The following is a 19,748-nucleotide window of genomic DNA, read 5'->3' on the forward strand; positions in this document are numbered from 1 at the left end:
TCAGGTTCCCCCTCCTTTAATCGCGCAAGGTCCGTCCGGTCAGGCTCAGAAACAGCGTCTCGAGATTCGGCTCTTCGATATGCAGGGAGACAATAATCCCCTCATGCTTGGAAAAGATAAACAAAATGTCCTGCAGCTCGCTCTGTGAGGATGGAAGATACAGCTCCACCGACTGCTCCACTTCCTTGACGCGGTTAATCCGCGGGTGAAGACTAAGCTCTTTAATCAGGGCAGCCGAGATATTGACAGCCTTGATGACTATTTTCTCTTCATGGGCAACCTTCTCCCGCAGTTCTTTCTCTGTGCCGCAGGCAATAACATGACCTTTATCCATAATTGCTACACGGTCGCAAATTGCTTCGACTTCCTCCATGTAATGGCTGGTGTAAATGATGGTCGACCCCAGCTTGTTCAGCGTCTTGACCGACTCGAGGATATGATTGCGCGATTGGGGATCAATGCCTACCGTAGGCTCATCCATAATGATCAGCTTCGGGCGGTGCATGATCGCGCAGGCAATGTTCAGCCGCCGTTTCATTCCCCCGGAGAAGGTGGCCGGTTTATCCTTCGTCCGGTCGCTTAGTCCGGTGAATTCCAGCGCCTCTTCCACCCGTTCCTTCAGCAGCTTGCCGCGCAGGCCATACAGCTTACCAAAAAATCTCACATTTTCCTCAGCCGTCATCGTTTCATACAAAGCCAGTTCCTGCGGAACCAGACCGATTCTTTTTTTCACCTCTAGCGGAGCTGCTGCCACTGACAGCCCGTCGATGATAATCTCGCCGCCGTCAGGCTTCAGCAAGCCGCAAATCATACTGATAGTTGTGCTTTTCCCGGCGCCGTTTGGGCCGAGCAAACCGAAAATTTCGCCTTCCTCGATGCTCAAATTCACATGATCTACTGTTAATTTCTGGTCGTACCGTTTCACTACATTACTGAGTACCGCAAGTGTCATCTCTTCATCTCCCTGTTCCTCAATCTCTATGCTCTTATTGTAACGCGCCAACAACATCACCGAAGGTACGAAAGGTCATCTTCTGGGGTGACTAAAGTCATCTCCTGAAATGGCCGGGGAATATGCTAAGATAAACATAAGAACAAATAGCATGATAGATTCGGGCATTCCATTGAAAAAAAGGATGGCTTCTATTGATTAGAGAACTGAACTCTTTGCGTTACGGCCTCATTCTGCTCCCTGCGGCGATCACTATATACGTCTACGACTATGCCGACTATGAATTATTCACCCTGCATTTCCTGCTGCTGCTGCTTGTGGTGACGCTTGAGTACCGGCTGCCGAAATCACTGCCGCTGCTGGCCTGCATAGAACTGCTCTTCACGGCCTGGCTATGCCGCCAGTACGGTACGCTGATGATTTTCCCGGCCATCTCGGCGCTGCTGCATTATTCACGGCAACAGTCAAAGGCGGTATCCGTCGTGTTCACCTACGTTCATTTGGCTGTCCTGAATATCGCCTTCAGTCAATCAACACCTGTCGAATGGGGAGTGATGAATCTTACCTTCCTGCTGGCCGTTTTTCTCAATGTGCTGCTGCTGCGGACCGGCCGCGGCCGCGAGGAAACGCAGTTTCTCTATGATGAGCTGCGCCGCAAGCATTTTGAGCTGGAAGAAGCCCGTGGCCGGCTGCTGCAGTTCACCTCTCAGGTAGAGAATGCCGCACAATCGGAGGAACGGGTACGGATTTCCCGCCAGCTTCATGATGATATCGGCCACAGGCTGATCCGGGTCAAAATGATGGTTGAAGCTGCCATTCATACCTTGCCGGCCGCACCTGAATCCGGAATGAAGATGATGGGCCAGATTCGCGATCAGCTCGCGGCCAGCATGGACGATATGCGCGCTGCCGTAAGACGGATTAATTATGCGCCACAGCTTGAAGGGGCTTATGCCCTGGACCGCCTGCTGGAAGAAATCGGGCGGGATACGGGTATTGAAACCACGTATTCCATTCATGGGTACCCTTATCCGCTGTACCCAAGTACCCAGGTCGTACTTTATAGAAATGCCCAGGAGGCCATCACGAACGCCCTAAGGCACGGAAAAGCAGCGGCAGTATGGATCACACTGTCCTATAGTGAGCAAGAGGTTGTGATGGAGGTTGGCAACAACGGCAAACGGCCCGAAGGCGACCAGCTGCGAAGAATGCAGGGCAGCGGCGGCATGGGCCTGAAAGGCATGACCGAGCGGACAAACCTGATCGGCGGAACACTGGAGCTGCGTACGGAGCCGCAATTCACCACAATTACCCGTCTGCCGGTTTATAGGCAGGCGGAGATTAGGTAACGTTGCATGAAGAACCGTAGGTGCAGCAAGTGATCATAAATTAGAGATAAGGAGTTTGCCCGCTATGATTAATGTAGTAATTGTTGACGATGACTCTTTCATCCGCGAAAGCCTCAAAGTGCTGGTAGGACTGGACCCCGACATTGCGGTTGTTGGCGCAGCAGGTGATGGCAATGAAGCATTAGCCTTGCTGCAGTCGCTGCCGCAAACAGATGTGGTACTAATGGATATCCGAATGCCGAATTGCTCTGGCGTGGAGGGCACCCGTCTCGTCAAAGAGACATATCCCAATATCTCCGTGCTCATGCTGACCACCTTTGATGATGATGAATATATCATTGAGGCACTCCGTAACGGCGCCAGCGGCTATCTGCTCAAGAACATCCCGCCGGACCGCATCATCCAGGGCATTAAGACGGTGCATGAAGGCAACATGCTGATCCATCCCGACATCGCCCGCAAAATGGCCGGATTTCTGCAGCCCGCCTCACGTTCAGTGTCCGCACAGGGCCGGCCGCTGGAATCCTTCGGCCTAACCAAAGCAGAGCTGGCCGTCGTCGCTTCCATTGCCGAAGGTCTTACCAATAAAGAAATTGCCGCCAAGCTGTTCTTAAGTGAAGGTACCGTGAAAAACTACATTACCGATATTCTCAGTAAGCTCGGACTGCGCGACCGGACACAGATTGCGATATTCTATTTGAAAAACCAGCAGGAGAAGTGATGTCCAGCCGGGAGTACGTTACAGAGAACGGTTGTGGAACGGAGAAGTAGTTCGCGGACAAAGAGGCGCTCCCGGTTTCTCTATGGATTGGAATACATAGATTCACTCAGTTAGAAAAAGGCCTGCCTCCCGCAGTTACGCGGGAATGCAGGCCTTTTATTGGTTTAGTTGATGGTGTGGATGCAACCACTTGCGAATACTGCTGCAGGATCAGCCTCCGGCGTTTTCCTGTTTGGGTTCAGTTCCGGCAGGTTTGGTCCGCTCGAGTCCATCTGCCGGAAGGCTGCGGCGACGGGTTCCGGTCTTCATCCCGATGATGCCGAAGATGCTGGAAGGTTTGGCCTCCGCAGTACGCAATTCATCCGGCTCCGGCACCAAAATCATCCCGAGCTGGTGATGGTCGCCGTCATATATCGCCCTCTGCAGATATTTGCTCTCGCCTTCCCGGTTCTTTACCTCCAGCTTGCAGAACGCCGGGTTCATGCGCAGCGCTTCATGCAGCTGCGCCGCTTCGGTCAACAGGACCCCGTTGACCTTCAGCAGAATCTCGCCCGGCAGGATGCCCATCTCCTGCGCGGGGCTGTCCGGCAGCACGGCAAGCACCTTGCGGCCGGCCGGGGGATGCACGAAGATGGGACTGGTACTGCGCTCCTCCAGAGCGCTGTACCAGCTTAAGCCTTCGTGCAGCAGAACAGCGGCGAGCGCCGCGAGCACGGTCAGCGGGCTCCACCAGGCCGCAAGCAGGCTGATGCCCAGCAGGACGATGCTGTATAACAGCAGCCGTCCTGCCGTGCGGGCCGCCTTGCGCCCGGGCAGCATGCTCTGGGTCATCTCGCTGAATCCGATGATCACCGGCAGCGAGACCAGCCCAAGGCCGCCGCCCAGCAGCGGCTGCCAGGGCAGGTCGCCGATTCCCGTACCTGAGGGAATCAGCAGGAACAACGGCAGCGGCCAGAAGGCTTGCAGCTGATAGCCGCCGACGACCTTGCCGCGCTTCCCTGCCAGGAAGAGCGGGGTTGCCAGGCGCGCGCCCTGCCAGCGCGCCAACAGCGCCTCCGCGAGATGAAGCAACGCGGCCAACACCAGCAGCGCCGGGATATCCATATCCCGCAGCGCCGTGGCGAAGGTGCTTACGCCTCCGCTCTGCAGGCTATCCGGGAAGAAGGAGAGCACAAATTGCGCAACTCCCAGCAAGCCTATGGAATAAGCGAAACATAAAAACCGCACACGAAACAACATCAATACCAGACTGACCACCCAGATGAGAGCTACCGCAGCCCCGGGCAGTGAAATGCCCAGCGCGATCGCGGCTAGCGAGACAAGCAGCCCCATGACCAGCCCGCTCCAGATCGTCCGCCATGTTTCCTTCCCCCAGCTATGCTGCTTCACATGAATCAGCTTCCGCTCCAGTGCAACCTGCCTGCGGTAATACAGTGCTATAAATATAAGTGCGATATAGTAATAAGGCTGAAGAAGCAGATGTATGACCGCATTCCCCCAGCTTGTAAGCAGTTCCGTCATCACATTCAATGCGTTCGTCACACTCCTTATCTCCCTGGCTTGACTCCTATTGCAGTGTAATCCACTATCGTCTACCCATCATAGAAAAAAAGAAGGCTGAATTCAGCCTTCTTACTTTTTCGACGCTGTTGCCTTAATTTCCTTCTGAATTTCTTCGATTGCCTTGTTCCGCTGGTTATCATTGACCGGGTCCTGAATAACCTTGATCAGCGCCAGCTCCATGGCTTCTGCTGTCTTGGCGTCAATGACACCCGTCGCTTTCAGCTTCGCCGTGCTTTGGAATTTCTTGACTGCTTCCTTCGTGCCTGCATCAAAATATCCATCCTTGCGGCCCGGCTTGTAGCCCAGACCCTCCAGCATCGTCTGTGCGCTTTTCACATCGGAACTGTTCATGTTGTATTGCAGTGTCACACTTTTGTTAATAGGTGCCACCGAGAAGTAATCAGGCTGGGCGACCGCGATATCCGGCTTAATTCCCTTGCCGTGAATCCAGGTGCCATCCGGCGTCAGCCACTTGGCAATGGTAATCTTGAGCAGACTGCCATCCCCAAGTTCCTTTTCAAAACTGGTCTGCACCGTGCCCTTGCCGAATGAATTCTCACCGATCAGCTTGGCCCCGGCCGATTGCTGCAATGCCCCGGCAAGAATCTCCGATGCGCTTGCGCTGCCTTTGTTCATCAGTACGACTACCGGGTATTTCTTGCTTGAGCCCTTTGAGGTACTGACCTCGCGCGTTTTGTCCTTATTTTCAACCTGGACAATCGTTTTGCCGGATGGTACGAACTGCTCTGCCATCTCAATGACTCTTTGCAGTACACCCCCGGGATCGTTGCGGACATCAAGGACAAGTCCCTTCATGCCCTGCTTCTCCAGATTAGCCAGCTCTGTCTTGAAGCGTTCGGCGGTATTCATGGAGAACTGGGTCACTTCGATAACACCCACCCCGTTCTTTTCCATGGTCGCATACACAGTCTCCAGCTTCACGTCAGCACGGGTAATTACAAATTTCAGCGGCACTGCAGAACCTGCCCGCTGGATTTGAAGCGTGGCTTCGCTGCCTTTCGGGCCGCGTATCTTGGCTACAGCCGCATTCAGCTCCAACCCCTCCAGCGATTCCCCGTTCACCGACAGGATAACATCCTTGGCCTGAATTCCGGCTTTTTCGGCAGGTGAGCCCTTAATCGGGGACACCACCACTACCTTGCCGTTGTCCGAGGAAACCTCCGCACCGATTCCCGAGAAGGAGCCTTCGATACTCTCCTCAAACTTCTCTGCCGTTTCCTTGCCCATATAGTTGGAATAAGGGTCGCCCAGGGCTTCCATCATACCGTTGACCGCACCATCTATCAGCTTTTCCCGGTCCACAGTCTCGTAATAATTGCCCTCAATCAAACTCAGAGCGGTTCCAAGCTTCTGTGACTCCTTGTCCTCCAGGCCACCGGTCGGCCGCACCGACGCCGCCAGGCCTTCGCCTGCGGCTTGTCCAAATACTTGCACATATCCGGTTACGCCTAAGGTCAGCAGGCTGCCACACAGCAAGGCGGCGACGATCATAAAGGCCGCTGTGCTTTTCTTTAACATAACGTTCCCACCGTCCCTTCTTGTCCATCTCGTAAAACCCACATTAGTCCGTCCAGGAAAGAACGGTATCTCTCCCAGTATATGCCGTATAACGAATTTATATTTATTAGTGCTAAAAATTAGAGATAAGGCATTGGATTAACCGCTTTTTGATCAATCCGGACTTCAAAATGCAGATGGGGCCCCGTTGAACGGCCTGTCGATCCCGATTCAGCAATTACTTGGCCTCGTTCTACCTGTTCGCCTTCTCTCACCTTAATGCCGCCTTCGCGGATATGTCCATACAATGTCCAGACACCGCCGCCGTGGTCAATAATTACGCAGTTTCCGTAACCGCTCCACCATTCTGCAATAATAACGGTGCCGGAGTCCGCTGCATGGATGCTCGTCCCCTGCGGAACTGCAAAATCCACACCGGTATGCACTTTACCAACCTCTCCTGTCACCGGATGGGTACGCGGACCAAAAGGAGAAGAAATACGCGCCTGGCCTACCGGCATCAGGAAAGGACCACTGCCTCCAACATATTCCGAAGAACTCGAACTGGAATTCGAATCGGAACTGGAGCTGCTAGCGCTCGCAGCCTTCGCTCTAGCCGCCGCTGCCGCCGCTCTGCGGGCCGCCTCCGCTTTCGCTGCTGCTGCCTTGCGTGCCGCTTCTTCAGCCTTAATCTTATCCTTCTGCACTTGTAAAGCGGAACGTTCACTGGCAAGCTGCACTAGCTTGGCGTTCTGCTCTTCACTGATATCATCCGTGTCTTGTATTTCCTTGTCATAATAAGCAATAAGTTCCTGTCTCTGCGCTTCTCTTTCCTTAAGCACGCTGCGCTGGGATTCCAGATTCGTGTACAACTGCTTGGCCTGGACATATTGCCCTTCAAGCTCCTGCTTCTTCACAATAACGGTCTGCTTGTCCACTTTGTGCTGCACCAGCAAATCCTGATCCTGATCCACAATCATCTTCAGCGAATCGGCCCGGTCGAGAAAATCCGCAAAGCTCTTTGAAGACAGCAGTACATCAAGGTACGATACCGCCCCATCTGTATACATCAGCCGAACGCGCGATTCCAGCAATTTCTCCCGGGAAGCTACACGCGCTTCTGCTTCATCCAGCTCGGCCGCGGTAACATTAAGCGACTCTTCGGTGCTGGCAATTTTGCCGGAGGTGGTCTTCATTTCACCTTTCACTTGTTCTATTTGCTCCAGCACATTCTGGAGATTAAGCGTTGTCTTGTTCCTATAGTGCTGGGCTTCCTGATTGCGTGATTCCGCTTTTTCCTGTGCAGCCTTGGCCGTCTGCACCTCTTGCTGCAGCTTCTTCAATTGCTTGTCAATTTCAGCGACACTTGTCTTCTTGGCATATCCGTCAGAGGGTCCTACTAAAGTGACAACCAGCAGTGCAGCGGCTAATCCGGCGGCAATCTTCTTCAACTCGCACTCCCCATCCTTTATTCTCAAATATTTATCATTTCGTAATTTTAGTAGTATTGAATGAAGACTTATACTTTCAAAAACTTGCGTATCGACACAGTACTTCCCCACACACCGATCAGCACTCCCAGGCCAACCAGCAGCCCGCAGAGCATCAACCAAATATCCTCAAAGGGAACAAGTTGCAGCCCAAGCATCGGATCTCCCTGTACGGAAGCCACGAGACCGGTGTAACCGACGTAGAGGGCACCTGAGGTAACCAGCGATCCGATCAGACCAATGAGCGCACCTTCAATAAAGAACGGCCAGCGGATAAAATAATTCGTCGCACCCACCAGCTTCATGATGCCAATCTCCTTGCGGCGGGCAAGAATGGTCACCCGGATCGTATTGGAGATCAGGAACATCGACATCAGCGCAAGCCCTGCTACAAAAATAAAGCCGATGTTACGCACAGCACGCGTTACTTTGAACAGCGTCTCTACCGATCCTTTGCCATAGTTAACTTTAAAGATTGGCTGCTCTTTGTGGGTCTTGTTGAGTGCTTCAATCTTTCCGGAGACAAAAGGAACGGTTTTGGGTTCGATAACTTCCACCAGCAGCTTGTCCGGCAGCGGATTATTATCTACATCAAAACCTTCCAAAAGCTCGGCGGCATCCGGACCCATATCTTCGCGGAATTCCTTTAGCCCCTGCTCCTTGGAGACGAACTCAACCTTGCTGACTTCCGGCATGCTGCCGATTTCGTTCTCCACCGTTTCACGCATCTTCTGATCCGTATTCAGCGCTAAATGCACATTGATCTGCACCTGGCTGTCCGCCTTGTCTGCGACGGAATTAACATTAAGCACTAGCAATATAAATACGCCTAGGACGAAGAGAGAGACGACAATGGACGTGATGGAAGCCACCGACATCCAACCGTTGCGGAATACGTTTTTGAAGCCTTCCCGCACATGCCGCAAGAAGGTCTTAAAACTCATAACCGTATTCCCCTCTCACCTGGTCTCGAACAATGTTACCGTTCTCTATAGCCAGCACCCGCTTGCGCATTTTGTTGACTATATCTCTGTTGTGGGTAGCCATTACAATGGTCGTGCCGCGAAAATTAATCTCGTCAAGAAGCTGCATAATTCCCCATGAGGTCTCGGGATCCAGATTGCCGGTAGGCTCGTCCGCAATAATAACAGAAGGATTGTTGACGATGGCCCGGGCAATCGCGATCCGCTGCTGCTCCCCGCCTGACAGCTGCGAGGGCTCACGGCCCGCTTTGCTGCGGAGACCTACCAGGTCGAGCACTTCATTGACGCGTTTCTTAATGATCTTCTTCGGTGCTTCAATAACCTCCATAGCAAAAGCGACATTCTCGTAAGCTGTCAGCCTGGGCAGCAGGCGAAAATCCTGAAATACAACGCCGATATTACGGCGGACATAAGGGATCTTGCGCGGCTTAAGCTTACCTATATTAAACCCGCCTACAGATATCTGTCCTTTGGTCGGAGTTTCTTCTCTATAAATTAATTTCATGAACGTTGATTTCCCTGCGCCGGACGGTCCGACGATATAAACGAATTCATTGCGATCGATCTTAACGGATACACCTTGGAGGGCATGGGTTCCGTTCGGGTAGGTCTTCCATACATCCTGCATTTCGATCATCTTATCACTTCCCGATTCTGACATATTGCTCCGGCCCCTGCCTTTCGACAGTAAACAGCGGGAGCTTCCATAAACTGCATTATTATCGCAGGCGTATCTATTGTAACAAATCCGTAACCGATTGAGTACCCGAAAGTTTTGCCGGAGCTGCACATATACATATATAAAAGCGTGATTGTTGTCCCCTGTACATATATATCGGTTGCAGAAACCGTTCTTTAAGCATTGTTACTACTAGCATTGTTACTATGGCCCGCGCCGCTTCAAGCGCCAATACGCCCCCAGAAGGAGAATTTTCATGAAAAAAATCCACGCTGCGCTTATCGCTCTGATCGGGCTCATCCTTGCCGGTTCTCTTTTCGCCGGAGCGCTTCATTTATATGGGAGCCAGAAAACCATTCCGAAAGACACCCATTTGGCAGGCTGGAACATCGGCGGAATGGACATCAGCGAGGTCCGCAACGGATTAAATGCGCGGCTGGAGGCGCTGGAGGCGGTCCCTCTTATCCTGAAGGCGGAGGGTAATACGGAATTGACCCTCACGCTGAAGCAAGCGGGAATGACCTACGAAGCGGAACATTTCCTCCGGGGACTGAAGGAGCTGACAGACGGAAGACTCTTGGACCGGGTGCGTGCCCGCCGGAGTTTCCCCCGCAGCTGGAGCTTCGGGGCCCATCTGGAGATCAGCCAGCTCCAGAACAGCTTAAGCCCGGCCTGGGAAAGAGAGTCTTTTGGCATTCCAGTTGATGCAACGCGGCGGATTACTGAGGATGACCGCGTAGTCTATACACCAGAGAAGACCTCCTACGAGGTAGATTGGCACGGACTGGAGCTTGCCCTCCGGGCGGCCCTGCCAACCAGACTCAGTACCGTAGATTCTTTGCAGGGCAAGGGGATCACTCTTGAAGTGCCGTTGGCCGTCCAGGAGCCTGCAGTCACACTTAGGGCTTTGAAAGACCAGGGGATTGAACGGAAAATCACCCAATTCAGCACTTCACTCGGTACAAGCGGACCCGGGCGGTCCTTTAACGTAGAAGCCGCCGCCAAAGCCGTCAACGGTACAATGCTCCCGCCGGGCGCTGTGTTCGATTATGGTAAAGCGATTGAAAAAGCTCAGGTTGAATACGGCTTCCGTGAAGCACCGGTTATTGTAAACGGAAAGCTGCAGCCCGGCACTGGCGGTGGAATCTGCCAGGTCTCCAGTACCCTCTACAACGCCGCACTCCGCTCGGGGCTGGAAATTGTAGAGCGGCGCAATCATTCGCTGCCGGTCAGCTATCTGCCCAAGGGACAGGATGCAACCTTCGCCCAGGGCTACATCAATTTCCGCTTCCGCAACAACACCGGTAAATATTTGATTATTAAAGCTGCAGTACAGGGGCGCACCTTAACTGTAAAGCTGTTCGGAACGTTCCCGAAGAACGTTTCCTATGCTGTCCACTCCCAGACCGTGGAGGTGCTGCCGCCGACCGATAAGTATGTGGGCGACTCCTCGCTGCCTCGCGGCGGAACACGGGTACTGCAGAACGGCAAAACCGGCTATGTGGTTGAGACCTATATTACCCGCTATGAGGACGGCAAAGCCGTAGAGAAGACAAAGCTCTCACGCGATGTCTATCCGGCGCAAAAACGGGTCATCGCCATCAACCGCGGCGGCATGAGCAGATCCACCCTGCCGGAATCTCCAAAAAAACAACTGGTTGAGGATGGCGTACGCAGCAGTCAACAGCAGTGAGCCTTCCCCTTACTGGCGGGCATTCCGGAAATTCGAAAAAGACGGTCAGCAGCGGATGCTCTGACCGTCTTTTTGGGCAATATAAGTATAAGTTTCACAAGTGTATATATCCATTTTACACTCTGATAATCTACAGCGCCACCGCAGTTAATGATATGACGTTACACTGACAGTAAACTAGTCTCAGAAAGGATGAATTACTATGAGCACCATACTTGCATCCGGGCTGCCCTCCGTCGTCCGCAGCGCTCCTGCCGTCTACGCCTCCCGCACCTGCCGTGAAACGCTGCGTGTCATGTTTCAGCATCCGGAATCCAAATGCATTGTCGTCTGCAACTCCGTGAATGAACCTGTTGGCCTGCTGATGTGCGAGCGCTTCTTTTTGAAAGCTACCGGACGTTTGGGCATGGATCATTTCTACAGAGAATCTATAACCAAGCTGATGAACCGCAAGCCGCTGATTGCAGACATCTCCGCCTCCCCAGACAACGTGCGGGCTGAAGCAATGAACCGCCCCGAGCCTATGAGAAATGATTGCATTATTATTACGAGCAACGGCAAGTTCGCCGGTGTTGTCTACCCTTCAGATCTACCTCAGCCCGAATAGCAACCCTACTCCACTGCCTCTTAGAAAAGAATGTCCGGTGACGTGTCAATCCTCCAGTACCCGTTCACTTTTTTCAGTTCGACTACTACAGTTTCTGCCGGGCCCTGGCCCTCTGGATAAGGCACAGTAAGCTCGAACACTGCTGAGGTTGTGGTTTTGGAAACCATTCTGGCCTTGGCCTTCTCATATTGCAGTGAATTGCCCATGTCGGCATTCACCTGCGCCATTCTCCCCTTATACTCCAGAAATTGATTCTGTACATAATAAGCCGCCGCCTTGTGGGTGTACGCACGTTTTATGTAACTGAGCAGCTTCTGTTTCGTTCCGAGATCACTGGAAAGAAACCGGTATTCCATAGCATTATACTGAAAAAGCTCCGGCATATATGCACTTCCTCCGCGATGCGTATACGTATACAAAGCTTTGGCATGGGCCACCAGCGGAACCACGCTATTGACTGTCAAATTATTGATCAGTACCGGCCCCTCTTTTCCCGGTGCCACTACGGCCACGCTTTTTACTCCTGTATTCGAGATCGGCAGTGAAGCCGCCAGTGCCCCGCTTCCCGCAGACATCAGCCCCAGGGAGAGAGCTAACGAACCGATCATCCACTTCTTGTTCATCCTTTAAACGCCTCCTTCATTGTCTTTAAAAATTAGCAGAGCTCAAATGCTTCCATTGCAGCGATAGCCACTTTATAGCTTACGGTGCCCCGTAAGCTAAAATACCCAATCCCGCTTCTTATGAAAACGGATTAATGTCCGGCAAGCACAAAAAAAGCTCCGCCGAGGATGTATATCGGATTTGCACTGTGGTATTATTTGGCTGAGAGGAGGAGTGAATAAATGGCTTTAATAGAATGCAAATTTTATTCAGAAGTATTGGGACTGAACACTTCGATGACTGTCATTTTGCCGCAGCAAACCACTACACAGATCGGGCTCAGCAATGTAAAACGGGGTGATCTTCACCCGACGCTGTTTTTGCTGCATGGCTTGTCTGATGATGACTCCATCTGGCTGCGCCGGACTTCAATCGAACGGTATGTAGCGAAACTGGGGATTGCTGTGGTTATGCCGCAGGTACATCGCAGCTTTTATACGGATATGGCCTCAGGGGGCAATTACTGGACGTTTATCAGTGAGGAATTGCCTGCGCTGGCGCGCTCCTTTTTCCCGTTGTCAGCGAAACGTGAGGATAACTTCGTAGCCGGCCTATCGATGGGCGGTTATGGGGCGATCAAGCTGGGTCTGCGCAAGCCGGAGGTTTTTGCCGCTGCTGCAAGTCTGTCGGGGGCACTCGATATGGCCCATCATTTCTTGAACTCGGAAGATGCCTCGAAGAAAAGTAAAGAGTACGAGCTGATCTTTGGCAAGAAAGACATCGCAGGCACTCCGGATGACTTATTATGGCTGCTTCAAGAAGTTGACGGCTCGAAGGGACCCAAACCGCTGCTCTACCAGTGCTGCGGCACCGAGGATTTCCTCTACGAGGATAATCAGGCCTTCCGTGAAGCCTGCAGCAAGACGTCATTGCCCCTCACTTATGAGGAAGGCCCGGGTGAACATGAATGGGGCTACTGGGACACCAAGATCCGCGATGTGCTGGCCTGGCTGCCATTATCGAAATAGGCTTTTCTCTGCCAATGCAGAGACATTCCCCTGGCATAGAAAAAAAGACTGTCCTCCCGTGATCAAAGATACGGCTGAAGACAGTCTTTCTTGATTTAAGCTCTTTCGATGATGCGTTGGCCAAAAGTTAACTATTCAGCGGCGTTTCCATGCTGTGCTACCCATTTATCGGCCTCAAGCAAGGAATCCTCTGCCCGTCCAATCGCTGCTTTCACCTGCACAGTGGCTGTGCCGCCGTACACGTTGCGCGCATCCACCACCGCTTCCGGCTGCAAGACTGCATAGATCTGCTCGTCGAACAGCGGCGAGAATTGCTTGAATTCCTCCAGCGTCAGATCGAGCAGGAATTTCCCTTCGTTAATGCAGAACAGTACGGTTTTGCCAATGACTTCATGGGCCTGGCGGAAAGGCAAGCCTTTGCCGACCAGGAAGTCTGCAATATCGGTCGCGTTGGAGAAATCGGTATTCACCGCTTCACGCATCCGCCCCTTGTTCACCTTCATGGTGGAGATCATCGGTGCAAACAGCTGCAGCGCCCCTGTAAGAGTGGCTACTGTATCGAACATGCCTTCCTTGTCTTCCTGCATATCCTTGTTGTAAGCCAGCGGCAGGGACTTCAGTACGGTCAGGAGGCCAATCAGGTTGCCGTAGACGCGGCCGGTTTTGCCCCGCACCAGTTCCGGCACATCCGGATTCTTCTTCTGCGGCATAATGCTGCTGCCGGTACAGAAGGCATCATCCAGCTCCACGAAGCTGAATTCCGTGCTGCTCCACAGCACCAGCTCCTCGCTGAGCCGGGACAGGTGGGTCATGATCAACGAGGCGTTTGCCAGAAACTCAACGATAAAGTCACGGTCGCTGACTGCATCCAGGCTGTTCTCGTACACACTGTCGAAGCCAAGCTGTTCCGCTACAAAATGGCGGTCAATCGGGAATGTAGTTCCCGCCAGCGCGCCCGCTCCTAGCGGCAGCACATTGATCCGCTTATAGCTGTCCGTCAGGCGCTCCGCATCCCGGCGGAACATCGATACATAAGCCAGCAGGTGATGGGCGAACAGGATTGGCTGTGCCCGCTGCAAATGCGTATAACCGGGAACAATCGTCTCCAGATTATCCTTCGCCTGGCCGATCAGCGCTTCCTGCAGCTCATGCAGCAGCCCAACCAGCTCTACTACCCGATTGCGCAGGTATAGATGCATGTCGGTCGCCACCTGATCGTTGCGGCTGCGTCCGGTGTGCAGCTTCCCGCCGACCGGACCGATCTCCTCAATCAGGTTCTTTTCGATATTCATATGGATATCTTCATCCGCTACGGAAAAAACAATTTCTCCCGCACGAACCTTATCCAACACCTTATTCAATCCTGCCTTGATCGTTTCTACATCGTCCTGCGGCAAAATCCCGCATTTGCCCAGCATTGTGACATGGGCCAGACTGCCCTGCACATCCTCTTCGGCCAAAGCCTTATCGAACCCGATGGAAGCCGTATATTCCTCCACCAGCTTGTTTGTTCCTTTGGTAAAACGTCCGCCCCAAAGCTTGCTCACCTGTTGTTTCCTCCTCTGTTGACGCCAGAAGGGCCGCTCCTGTCCTGACGGGAGGAACGGCCTTCGGATGTCTGCTTAATTAAGCTGAACTTATTTCTTGACTAATACTGCCGCGCGGTTAAAATACTCTACTTCTTGGATTCCGCTACACCTGCTGAAACTTTCAGACGCAGGGCATTCAGACGGATAAATCCTGTGGCATCGCCTTGGTCATAAGCTTGTGTAGGATCAGCTTCCATCGTCGCGATATCCGGGTTGTACAGGCTGACCGGACTCTTGACGCCGGCACCGATGATATTGCCTTTGTAGAGTTTGAGACGCACCGTACCGGTCACGTTCTGCTGGCTTTCTTTGACCAGAGCCTGTAGAGCAAGACGTTCAGGCGCAAACCAGAAGCCGTTATACACCAAAGTGCTGTAACGGGTAATGAGGCTGTCGCGCAGGTTCATCACTTCACGGTCCATGGTGATGGACTCCATCTTGCGGTGTGCCGTGAACAGGATCGTTCCGCCCGGAGTTTCATACACGCCGCGGCTCTTCATGCCGACAAAACGGTTCTCCACCATATCTACGCGACCAATACCGTGCTTGCCGCCCAGTTCATTGAGTTTCTCCATGACTTGCAGCGGGGTCAAAGCTTCGCCGTTCAGTGCAACACAATCGCCTTTGAGGAAATCCAGCTCCAAATATTCCGCCTCGTCCGGAGCATCCTCCGGCGCGTTGCTGAGCAGGAACATTCCCTTATTCTCCGGTGCGCTTGGATCAAACCAAGGATCCTCCAGCACGCCGCTCTCATAGCTGATATGCAGCAGATTGCGGTCCATGGAATACGGCTTAGCCGCTGAGGCCTGTACCGGAATTCCGTTGGCTTCCGCATAAGCGATCATTTCTGCACGGCCCGGGAACTGGTTGCGGAACTCTTCGAGCCGCCAAGGTGCAATAACGTTGATGTTCGGAGCCAGTGCAGCTACACCCAGCTCAAAGCGTACCTGGTCGTTGCCTTTGCCTGTTGCGCCATGGGCAATTGCCGTAGCGCCTTCAGCGATGGCAATGTCCACCATCCGCTTGGCGATCAGCGGACGGGCAATGCTGGTGCCCAGCAGGTACTGTCCTTCATAAAGTGCGCCCGATTGGAACATCGGGTAGATGAAGTCATTCGCGAACTCGTCGCGCAGATCATCAATGTAGACTTTGGAGGCGCCGGTCGCCAGTGCTTTTTCCTCCAGACCGTCCAGCTCTTCCTTCTGGCCGATATCGGCTGTAAAAGCAATGATCTCCGCGTCATAGGTTTCTTTCAGCCATTTCAGAATAACCGAGGTATCCAGTCCGCCGGAATAGGCGAGTACAATTTTTTCTTTAGCCATGAAGAAGCAACTTCCTTTCGTGTGGGGGGGTATAAGATGAACTTCAAAAATTCGCTTATAGAACTCCGGTGATCAGGCGCAACTGCGTGAAATGTTTAGACTTTCGGCCGCTGTTATAATCAGATTTCTATAATTTCAGTCTGCGTTCGCAGATGAAATCTGATTATAAAGGCGGACGCTATCGCTCCTACAGTTCCAAACTTTCACTCCGTTGCTCCGCACCGGAATTCTAACGCTGTTTATTAAGTTCAACCTATATAGTGTTTTATATAGTATAAGACCAAGCAAGACCCTTGCAAGATCAATCTTTATTCACTCTAAGCCTAATGCTAAATTAATTAGCCCATAAGCGCGGCCATCAAGGCCTTCTGCGCATGCAGGCGGTTCTCGGCCTGGTCAAAGATGACCGAATTCGGCCCGTCGATTACACCGGTGCTGACCTCTTCCTCGCGGTGGGCCGGCAGGCAATGCAGGAACAGGTAGTCGCTCTTCGCGCCTTTGACCAGTTCCTCATTGACCTGATAGTCCTTGAACGCCGCTTCGCGAGCCAGCTGCTCGGCCTCAAAGCCCATGCTCGCCCACACGTCCGTGTAGATGACATCGGCATCCTGCACCGCTTCCTGCGGGCTGCGGGTAATAACGATGACAGACCCCGTCTCCTTGGCGATCTCCCGCGCTTCCGCGACCACAGCGGCATCCGGCTCATAGCCTTCCGGTCCGGCGATGGAGACATGCACACCCAGCTTGGCTCCGCCGATCAGCAGGGAATGTGCCATGTTGTTGCCGTCGCCGATATAAGCCAGCTTCAACCCTTTAAGCTTACCCTTGTGCTCATAGACCGTCTGGTAATCGGCCAGCACCTGGCAAGGATGCGCCAGGTCGCTCAGCCCGTTGATTACAGGAACTGAGGCATAACGCGCCAGATCCTCCACTTTATCATGGCCAAAGGTACGGATCATGATGCCGTCAAGATAACGGGACATTACCTGCGCCGTATCGCCGACCGTTTCTCCGCGTCCGAGCTGAATGTCATTTTTGCTTAAGAAAAGCGCATGTCCGCCCAGCTGATACATCCCCACTTCAAATGAAACGCGTGTGCGGGTTGAGGATTTCTCGAAGATCAGTCCGATCGTCTTGCCCTTTAGCGGCTGATAGACCTCGCCGTTCTTTTGCTTCTGTTTCAGCTCGATGGCCAAATCGATCAAATACGTGATTTCTTCCGGACTGTAATCGTTCAGCTCCAGTAAATCCCGGCCTTTGAGCTGCTGTGCGATTGTATTCGCAGCGTTTTGTACACCCTGGCTCATGAACCTGCCTCCCCGTTTTCTTTGTTAGCATAAGTATGAATTAGTTCGGAAAGGATGTCCACCGCCTGGTGGATCTCCTCTTTGCTTACATATAAATTAGGCAGCAGCCGAATCACATTCGGTCCGGCCTGTACGAACAGCAATCCCTGCTTCTGTCCGGCCAGCACAATATCGCTTACCGGTGACTGGCATTCGATGCCGATCAACAAGCCTTTGCCGCGGATCTCCTTCACAAACGGCGTATCTGCCAGCTTCTCTCCCAGCAATCCGGTGAGGTACCGGCCCATTTCGGCTGCGCGCTGCGGCAGCTCATCTTCGAGCATCGTCTCGATGGTCGCTTCCATCACCGCTGCGGCAAGCGGCGTGCCCCCGAAGGTGCTCGCATGGCTGCCCGGGCTGAAGGCTTCACGCAAATAGCCTTTGCCCAGCATAACCCCCGCCGGAAAACCGCTGGCCACACCTTTGGCCAAAGTGAAAATATCCGGCTCAATGCCGTAATGCTGATGTGCAAACAGCTTGCCTGTACGGCCCATGCCGGTCTGCACTTCATCGACGATCAGCAGCAGACCATGCTCCTTGCACAGCTCCACCACTGCGTCCAGGAACTCCTGCTGCACCTCAAGCACACCGCCTTCCGCCAGCACCATCTCCAGCATAATGGCTGCGGTATTCTCGGAGATCGCTTCCTTAAGCGCCGGAAGATCATGCAAAGGCACCGTCTTAAAGCCTGCCGGAAGCGGCAGGAAGCCTTCTTTAACCTTCTGCTGGCCGGTAGCCGTAAGTGTCGCCAATGTGCGGCCATGGAAGGATTGTTCGAACGTGATAACCTCATAACGCCCCGTGCCCTTTACCTTCTGGTGATAGCGGCGGGCCAGCTTGATCGCAGCCTCATTCGCTTCTGCTCCACTATTGCAAAAGAATACCTGATCCGCACAGCTGTTGCCCGTAAGCAGCGCAGCTACCCGGTCCTGGCCCGGAATGTGGAACAGGTTCGACACATGCCATAGCGTATCAATCTGCGCCTTCAGCTTCGCGCCAACCTTCTCCGGAGCGTGCCCCAGACTGGTCACAGCCAGACCACACATGAAATCGAGATATTTGTTGCCCTGATCATCCCATACCCAGCTGCCTTTGCCCTTGACCAGACTAATGTCATATCTGGCATAGGACGGGAATACCGCACCCAGCTTGGCAGGAGCAGCCCCCTGATCCTCCAGTTCCGCTGAACGGTTTTCCGTTGCCCCTGTCAAAGAATCCTTTTCCGCTTGCGTTAGCTTACTCATTCTTAGTCACTCTCCCACCATGCTGCTTCCGGTATTCCGGCAGCGCTGTATTTTGTAATTCCAATCAGAATGCGGCTGTGCACTATATCTTCTCTTGCATTCTATCAAATTCAGCTACATAAGTTGAAATTTAGATTTACCGATCCGGCATAGAACGCAACTGCGGTGAATGTTTGGACTTCCGGCCGTTGCTTATGCCCTAGGTAGTTCTTTTGTTCAACTTATATTAGGAAGAGATAATTCTCGTTCCCAGCTCTTCGCCCTGCAGCACCCGGCTGAGTACTTTCGGCTCCTTGCCGTCCACAATAACGACCTCCGACACACTGCCCTGAATGCAGTCCATCGCGGCCCGAACTTTAGGAATCATCCCGCCGTAGATTTCGCCGCTTTCGATCAATTCTTCAATCTCCGCCACCGTCACCGACGGAAGCACGATCTTCTGTCCTTCCACTGTACGCATAATGCCGGGAACATCCGTCACTACAATCATTTTGGGCGACTCCACAAAAGAAGCCACTGCTCCGGCTGCAGTATCCGCATTAATATTGTAGCGCTGGCCCGCAGCATCCACACCGATAGGAGCAATTACAGGAATATAGCCCAAATCAAGAATACCCTCGATGATCTCTGCTTTGACCGCGGTTACTTCACCGACCTGGCCCACTTCATCGCTGTTCGCTACCGGTTTGGCCATGATGAGATTCCCGTCGACACCAGATAGGCCAAGGGCCTGCCCGCCGCTGCCCTGAATTCTTCGGACAATCGCCTTGTTGATACTCCCGGCTAAGGTCATCTCCACCACATCCAGCACTTCCTCGGTCGTCACCCGCAGGCCGTTCACGAAACGGCTCTCAATACCCAGCTTCGCCAAATTTCCGGAGATGGCCGGGCCACCGCCGTGAACGATCACAGGCTTCACACCGCTGCTCTGCAACTCTCTTAAATCCTCAAAAAAAGAGTCAGGCAATGCCGCCAGCGTACTGCCGCCGCATTTCATCACGAACAGCCCGCCAGCCTTATTCTTCTCTATACGTTCATCGGTCATAGTATCGGTATCCTTC

At 53.0% G+C, this 19,748-nt stretch carries 17 protein-coding genes; 5 read left to right on the top strand and 12 right to left on the bottom strand.

Features of this window, described 5'->3' with window-relative positions; genetic code table 11:
* Window positions 1-16 precede the first annotated feature (16 nt).
* Complete coding sequence (locus H70357_RS31220; protein WP_038597267.1) at window positions 17-952, bottom strand: ABC transporter ATP-binding protein; 936 nt, start codon at window positions 950-952, stop codon at window positions 17-19.
* 194 nt (window positions 953-1,146) lie between these two features.
* Here H70357_RS31220 and H70357_RS31225 point away from each other — a divergent pair, with 194 nt between their 5' ends.
* Both H70357_RS31225 and H70357_RS31230 read left to right on the top strand, forming a co-directional pair.
* Entirely contained in the window at window positions 1,147-2,301 is a 1,155-nt protein-coding gene (locus H70357_RS31225) for a sensor histidine kinase (protein ID WP_038597269.1), read from the top strand.
* Window positions 2,302-2,365: 64 nt separating this feature from the next.
* A complete protein-coding gene (locus tag H70357_RS31230; RefSeq protein WP_038597272.1) occupies window positions 2,366-3,022 on the top strand; it encodes a response regulator transcription factor in 657 nt (218 codons plus the stop codon).
* Window positions 3,023-3,232: 210 nt separating this feature from the next.
* On the opposite strand, the gene H70357_RS31235 is transcribed toward H70357_RS31230, so the two are convergent.
* From H70357_RS31235 to ftsE, 5 genes are all read right to left on the bottom strand, one after another.
* On the bottom strand, window positions 3,233-4,543 hold the full coding sequence (locus tag H70357_RS31235) for a PDZ domain-containing protein (RefSeq protein ID WP_038600954.1): 1,311 nt from the start codon (window positions 4,541-4,543) through the stop codon (window positions 3,233-3,235).
* A gap of 111 nt (window positions 4,544-4,654) precedes the next feature.
* Window positions 4,655-6,124 (bottom strand): S41 family peptidase, encoded by a 1,470-nt coding sequence (locus H70357_RS31240; RefSeq protein ID WP_038597275.1) that lies wholly within the window; start codon window positions 6,122-6,124, stop codon window positions 4,655-4,657.
* Between the two features lie 119 nt (window positions 6,125-6,243).
* Complete coding sequence (locus H70357_RS31245) at window positions 6,244-7,554, bottom strand: murein hydrolase activator EnvC family protein (protein WP_038597277.1); 1,311 nt, start codon at window positions 7,552-7,554, stop codon at window positions 6,244-6,246.
* A 68-nt stretch (window positions 7,555-7,622) separates the two neighbouring features.
* Complete coding sequence (gene ftsX, locus H70357_RS31250; protein WP_038597280.1) at window positions 7,623-8,537, bottom strand: permease-like cell division protein FtsX; 915 nt, start codon at window positions 8,535-8,537, stop codon at window positions 7,623-7,625.
* Entirely contained in the window at window positions 8,527-9,213 is a 687-nt protein-coding gene (gene ftsE, locus H70357_RS31255; protein ID WP_038600957.1) for a cell division ATP-binding protein FtsE, read from the bottom strand. Before ftsE ends, ftsX begins: the two co-directional genes overlap by 11 nt.
* 298 nt (window positions 9,214-9,511) lie before the next feature.
* On the opposite strand from ftsE, the gene H70357_RS31260 reads away from it, so the two are divergent.
* Both H70357_RS31260 and H70357_RS31265 read left to right on the top strand, forming a co-directional pair.
* Window positions 9,512-10,948, top strand: coding sequence for a VanW family protein (locus H70357_RS31260; protein WP_038597283.1), 1,437 nt, complete (start codon window positions 9,512-9,514; stop codon window positions 10,946-10,948).
* Between the two features lie 202 nt (window positions 10,949-11,150).
* Entirely contained in the window at window positions 11,151-11,555 is a 405-nt protein-coding gene (locus H70357_RS31265) for a CBS domain-containing protein (protein WP_038597285.1), read from the top strand.
* A 20-nt stretch (window positions 11,556-11,575) separates the two neighbouring features.
* Here H70357_RS31265 and H70357_RS31270 read toward each other — a convergent pair whose 3' ends face one another.
* Entirely contained in the window at window positions 11,576-12,178 is a 603-nt protein-coding gene (locus tag H70357_RS31270; protein WP_052092348.1) for a DL-endopeptidase inhibitor IseA family protein, read from the bottom strand.
* A 222-nt stretch (window positions 12,179-12,400) separates the two neighbouring features.
* Here H70357_RS31270 and H70357_RS31275 point away from each other — a divergent pair, with 222 nt between their 5' ends.
* A complete protein-coding gene (locus H70357_RS31275; RefSeq protein ID WP_038597287.1) occupies window positions 12,401-13,186 on the top strand; it encodes an alpha/beta hydrolase in 786 nt (261 codons plus the stop codon).
* Window positions 13,187-13,317: 131 nt separating this feature from the next.
* Here H70357_RS31275 and argH read toward each other — a convergent pair whose 3' ends face one another.
* The 5 genes from argH to argB all read right to left on the bottom strand — a co-directional run bounded on the left by argH (window position 13,318) and on the right by argB (window position 19,732).
* Window positions 13,318-14,733, bottom strand: a complete 1,416-nt coding sequence (argH, locus tag H70357_RS31280) for an argininosuccinate lyase (RefSeq protein WP_038597290.1) — start codon at window positions 14,731-14,733, stop codon at window positions 13,318-13,320.
* A 128-nt stretch (window positions 14,734-14,861) separates the two neighbouring features.
* Window positions 14,862-16,097, bottom strand: a complete 1,236-nt coding sequence (locus H70357_RS31285) for an argininosuccinate synthase (protein ID WP_038597293.1) — start codon at window positions 16,095-16,097, stop codon at window positions 14,862-14,864.
* A 338-nt stretch (window positions 16,098-16,435) separates the two neighbouring features.
* Window positions 16,436-17,404 (bottom strand): ornithine carbamoyltransferase, encoded by a 969-nt coding sequence (gene argF, locus H70357_RS31290; protein WP_038597296.1) that lies wholly within the window; start codon window positions 17,402-17,404, stop codon window positions 16,436-16,438.
* A complete protein-coding gene (locus H70357_RS31295; protein ID WP_038597298.1) occupies window positions 17,401-18,687 on the bottom strand; it encodes an aspartate aminotransferase family protein in 1,287 nt (428 codons plus the stop codon). Before H70357_RS31295 ends, argF begins: the two co-directional genes overlap by 4 nt.
* A 226-nt stretch (window positions 18,688-18,913) precedes the next feature.
* Complete coding sequence (gene argB, locus H70357_RS31300) at window positions 18,914-19,732, bottom strand: acetylglutamate kinase (protein ID WP_052092349.1); 819 nt, start codon at window positions 19,730-19,732, stop codon at window positions 18,914-18,916.
* Window positions 19,733-19,748: the final 16 nt, after the last annotated feature.

The sequence above is a fragment of the Paenibacillus sp. FSL H7-0357 genome, from assembly GCF_000758525.1.
Lineage (GTDB): Bacteria > Bacillota > Bacilli > Paenibacillales > Paenibacillaceae > Paenibacillus_AQ.